5 protein-coding genes are annotated in these 4161 nt (G+C 40.6%); 2 read left to right on the top strand and 3 right to left on the bottom strand.

The window, feature by feature from the left end; translation table 11 throughout:
- Positions 1 to 1053: efflux RND transporter permease subunit (locus tag ACEW8U_RS12355; protein ID WP_373522355.1), on the top strand; the 1053-nt coding region annotated here is incomplete at its 5' end.
- Between the two features lie 184 nt (positions 1054 to 1237).
- On the opposite strand, the gene ACEW8U_RS12350 is transcribed toward ACEW8U_RS12355, so the two are convergent.
- Complete coding sequence (locus tag ACEW8U_RS12350) at positions 1238 to 1366, bottom strand: hypothetical protein (RefSeq protein WP_373522354.1); 129 nt, start codon at positions 1364 to 1366, stop codon at positions 1238 to 1240.
- 108 nt (positions 1367 to 1474) lie between these two features.
- Here ACEW8U_RS12350 and ACEW8U_RS12345 point away from each other — a divergent pair, with 108 nt between their 5' ends.
- Entirely contained in the window at positions 1475 to 2491 is a 1017-nt protein-coding gene (locus ACEW8U_RS12345; protein ID WP_373522353.1) for a hypothetical protein, read from the top strand.
- A gap of 168 nt (positions 2492 to 2659) precedes the next feature.
- On the opposite strand, the gene ACEW8U_RS12340 is transcribed toward ACEW8U_RS12345, so the two are convergent.
- Positions 2660 to 3349, bottom strand: coding sequence for a hypothetical protein (locus ACEW8U_RS12340; protein WP_373522352.1), 690 nt, complete (start codon positions 3347 to 3349; stop codon positions 2660 to 2662).
- A 58-nt stretch (positions 3350 to 3407) separates the two neighbouring features.
- Positions 3408 to 4040, bottom strand: coding sequence for a Uma2 family endonuclease (locus ACEW8U_RS12335; RefSeq protein ID WP_373522351.1), 633 nt, complete (start codon positions 4038 to 4040; stop codon positions 3408 to 3410).
- Positions 4041 to 4161 lie beyond the last annotated feature (121 nt).

Here is a 4161-nt window from a genome sequence, read left to right as displayed (position 1 = left end):
GTGACCATGAAAGGGTATAATTTTGATGAATTGGAGAGACAGTCAGAGGTTTTGGCGGAAAAACTTTTGCGGCACAAGCGGATTCAGGAGGTCAATACCAATGAAAGGTTGGGCTGGAACGAGCAAAAGACTGAGGAATATGTGCTGCGTTTGGATCAGGGAAAAATGGCCCTGGCAAGATCCAATCAATACCAGGTAATCAATGCCCTGAATGATGTGTCCAAGCCTTCCCGTCCAAGTACTTATCTGACCTTGGATGAAAAAAACTATGGTGTTGTGGTCAGGGAACTTGAATCAGACAAATACTCTAAGTTTGACTTAGAGGAAAACAGTCTGATCAGTGGTGATGACAAGATTTTCAAGGTCAGTAATTTCGGTACTTTGAACAAGGAAACCACTACCAATTCCCTTCACAAAGAAGATAGGCAATATATCCGGTTGGTGGCATTTGAATATATGGGTTCAGCCAAATTCGGAAATGAATACCTGGATGAGGTTCTGGAAGAAATGAAAGCCAATATGCCCATAGGCTATACGGCTTCCAAACAGACCTGGTCATGGGACTGGGAAAAAGCCAAGCGTCAGTATAGTTTAATTTTGGTGCTGATAGTAGGGATATTTTTTATCACGTCCGTTTTGTTCGAAAACCTCAAACAGCCTTTCTACATCATTGTCATCATTCCGATATCCTTTATCGGATTATTTCTGGTTTTCTCCCTGTTTGATTTTTATTTCGATCAGGGGGGATATGCGGCATTTGTCATGTTGGGAGGCTTGGCGGTCAATGCGGCCATTTTTATCGTCAATGACCTGAACAACCGAAAAATCGGCCTTTACAACCGGAATGTCCTAAAAGCCGTGGCCGGAAAGGCAGTTCCTATCATGTTGACCATTTTGTCCACATGCTTCGGATTGATACCATTTATCATGGAAGGGCAGAACGAGATCTTCTGGTTCAGCTTGGCGATCGGAACCATCGGGGGATTGATATTCAGTATTGTGGGGGTGTTTTTGGGGTTGCCGGTATTTTTGTGGAGGAAGAATAGGGGGTAAAGGGTTTCCCACAAAGAGTGATTGGGGTTTCCCGCAAACCTGCCTTTGCCGGCGGGCAGGGGCGCAGAGGCACAAAGATTAGAGAATTTGATGGAAAGCTGATGTAGCTTTCTCACTGATTTATTAACCTGCGAGAATCAGCCAGATCAGTTTCATCATCTTTCCGATAAAACCCCACCTCCCCTCAATCCAAATTCCCAAAAACCTCCTCCAAATCCAGTTCGAATCCGTGGATGCATTTGCTATGGACCACATCTCCATGGGTGAAAAGCCGGGAAGGTTTATACTTACCTTCCTCGAGGCTGTAAATCAAAAGTGTATGTTTTAACCAAGTTTTTTTAGATATGCTCAATCCAATTGCAGGATGGGTATCGTAACTGTTGGCAAAAATTATTTAAAACCGACTAAAATAAATCACACAATGAAAAAGTTAAGATTAAATCAAAGTTTGTATCTGTTTGCAATGCTATTATTTGCAGGAGCATTCTCAGCATGTAATGATAACAATGATCAGGAACCAATGCCAATGCTTGAAATGGAAAGCTTTACCTATGCTTTCAATGAGGGCCAATTATTGAATAGTCCGGCAACAGCCTACAATGGCGATGGAGAGGGCGATCATCCAAGAAACCTATCAGCAAAACTTGACATAGAGGAAATGCCAAGTGGTATGGCCAAGGTCACCGTTACTATTGAAAATGGTATAAATGGTATGCAATATGCAGTGCATGCACATAATGCTGCTGACCCTTCTACCACTCCAAATGGAACACCTTACTCGGAATCGCCTAATGGGGGTGTTTTTGCCGGTATGATAACCATAGCGGGCGGTACAGGAACAAGAAGCGTTGAAACCGAGATGCCTTACAGCATGCTTGTCAATGATTATGAAGGATTTTTAGTCATTCATGATCCAACCCAAGCGATTAGCACTACAAACCTTTCCACTTATTTGGTATTAGGTGTTTTTGCTCAAAGTTTGGCTGAAGGAGAAGCTAACTTAAGAACTTCCGAATTTGATTACAGCTTCAACGAAGGACAAGTGTTGGATAATCCTGCTATTGCTTACGACGGAGAACATCCAAGAAATTTAATGGCAAAAATTAGAGTAGAGGAAAATATTGACGGAACTTCTAAGGTTACTGTTTCTTTGATGAATACACTTAATGGAAGAATGTACCCGGTGCATGCCCATGATGCTGCCGATCCGGCTACCACTCCAAATGGAACTCCCTATAATGAGACTCCAAACGGAGCAATATTTGCCGGAATGATTTCCGGTAATGGTGGTACAGCCATGGCTTCCAATGATCTGGATATTTCATTCAATGAATTGACCAAAAATTATGAAGGGTTTTTCGTAGTGCACGATCCTACACAGAACCTTAGCACTACAGATTTAACTACTTATCTGGTATTAGGTCTTTTTGCGAGATAAACTATTTTTAAAGACCTCAAATAAAAAAAACCGGCAATAATTGCCGGTTTTTTTATTGATAGTTGGTTTAGTTTCAAATCACATAAAACAATTATTATGCCAATGCGAGTTTTTATGAAATTCACTTTTTCCAAATTATTCGGGTTATAGTTTTTAAATGAGCTCCATTTAATCCAAGAAAAAAACCAAGCCGATGCCGGGTTGAATCATGTTGATTGTGGATCTTTGAGGGGAATAGACAAATTCACCCGTTCCCTGGTCGGGTCTATACTCCGTATCCTGCTTTCTCAAAAATTCGACAGGACTACTATCATGGTACAATACCTTAAATTCAAAATGTCCCAATTCCCGATCTTTAAAAGGGATTTTCAAGCCTCCACCAAATCTATAAGCCAATACCCAATCATCAAAATCCATCCCATCTTCAATAGGTTCCTCAAATCGGGATTCCCTGATTTTATATCGGGTATAGAAATAATTGGCACCTATCTGCGCTTCAAAAAAAGGGACAATCTGTTTTTCACTTTCAAAATTATATCGAAATATCCCCATCAAAGTCAGTAAGTTATTGTTTCTCCTTAGCCTCAATTCGTCAGTAAATCCAGGGTATAAGTCAGTTCGTTTTTCCACTTCTGTACCGTATTTTCCATAACCGACCCCAAAGCCTACATCAATAGGTTTATTAGGAAATCGGTAATATAGAGAAAGGTTGTATTCCGGAAAAACCGATCCGTTCATAACTTCCTTCAAATCTCCTAAGGGCACGCCAACATTGGCTTGGATCCCTGAGGAAAAATATTGGGCATTTGATATAAATGTGGAAAGAAAGAAAATGGCTATAAAAAGTATCTGTTTCATTTGGTCGATTTTTGAATAGTTACGGAAAAGAATGAAGGCAGTTTCAGAAACCTTAATATCAATCCAAATCACTGAAGACATACTCCAAATCCAGGCTAAACCCTTCAATGCATTCCGAATTTACAATATCCCCCGGTGAAAAAAGTTTGGAGGCAATGTATGATCCGTTGATTAAGGTGTAGACCAATAAAGTCTGTTCATTGGGATGGATTACCCAATATTCCTGTACTCCGCTTTCTTCATACACTTCGTATTTATGTTTGAGTTCTTTGCGGTTGTTGCCGGGGGAGAGTATTTCTATTATCAGGTCAGGTGCGCCAATGCAACCCAAATCGTCTAGTTTGCTCTTGTCACAGACCACACAGATATCAGGCTGTACCACGGTGAAAATATCTTCGTTTCTCTTAGATTTAACAGGAAGCCTGACATCAAAGGGGGCATGGAATATTTTACAGGGTTTCTTATCCAAATAATCTCCTAGTTTCCTCGCAATTTTCAATGCAATCTCTTGATGAATTCTTCTTGGAGCAGCAGCAGCGGACCTAAAAACTTTTCCTTTGATGATTTCGACCATTTCATCCATTTGCCAGGTCAGGTAATCTGCATAGGAATACTTTCCGCCTGCCTGTCCGGTAGGCAGGTATTCAGTAAAAGGTTCGTTGACTATATTTTCAGTCTCCTCGGATTTCATAGTTCTAATTTAGTGAAATTTTAGACAGAAGATGCAAGACAGAAGAATCAAGATACAAGAAGCAAGATATGAGAAACATAGCTTTTCCCTAGTATTGGGGAACCAAGGAAGTAAGATCCAA

This window comes from Aquiflexum sp. (genome assembly GCF_041751335.1).
Classification (GTDB): Bacteria; Bacteroidota; Bacteroidia; order Cytophagales; family Cyclobacteriaceae; genus Aquiflexum.
This window is presented reverse-complemented; position numbering and strand designations above follow the sequence as displayed.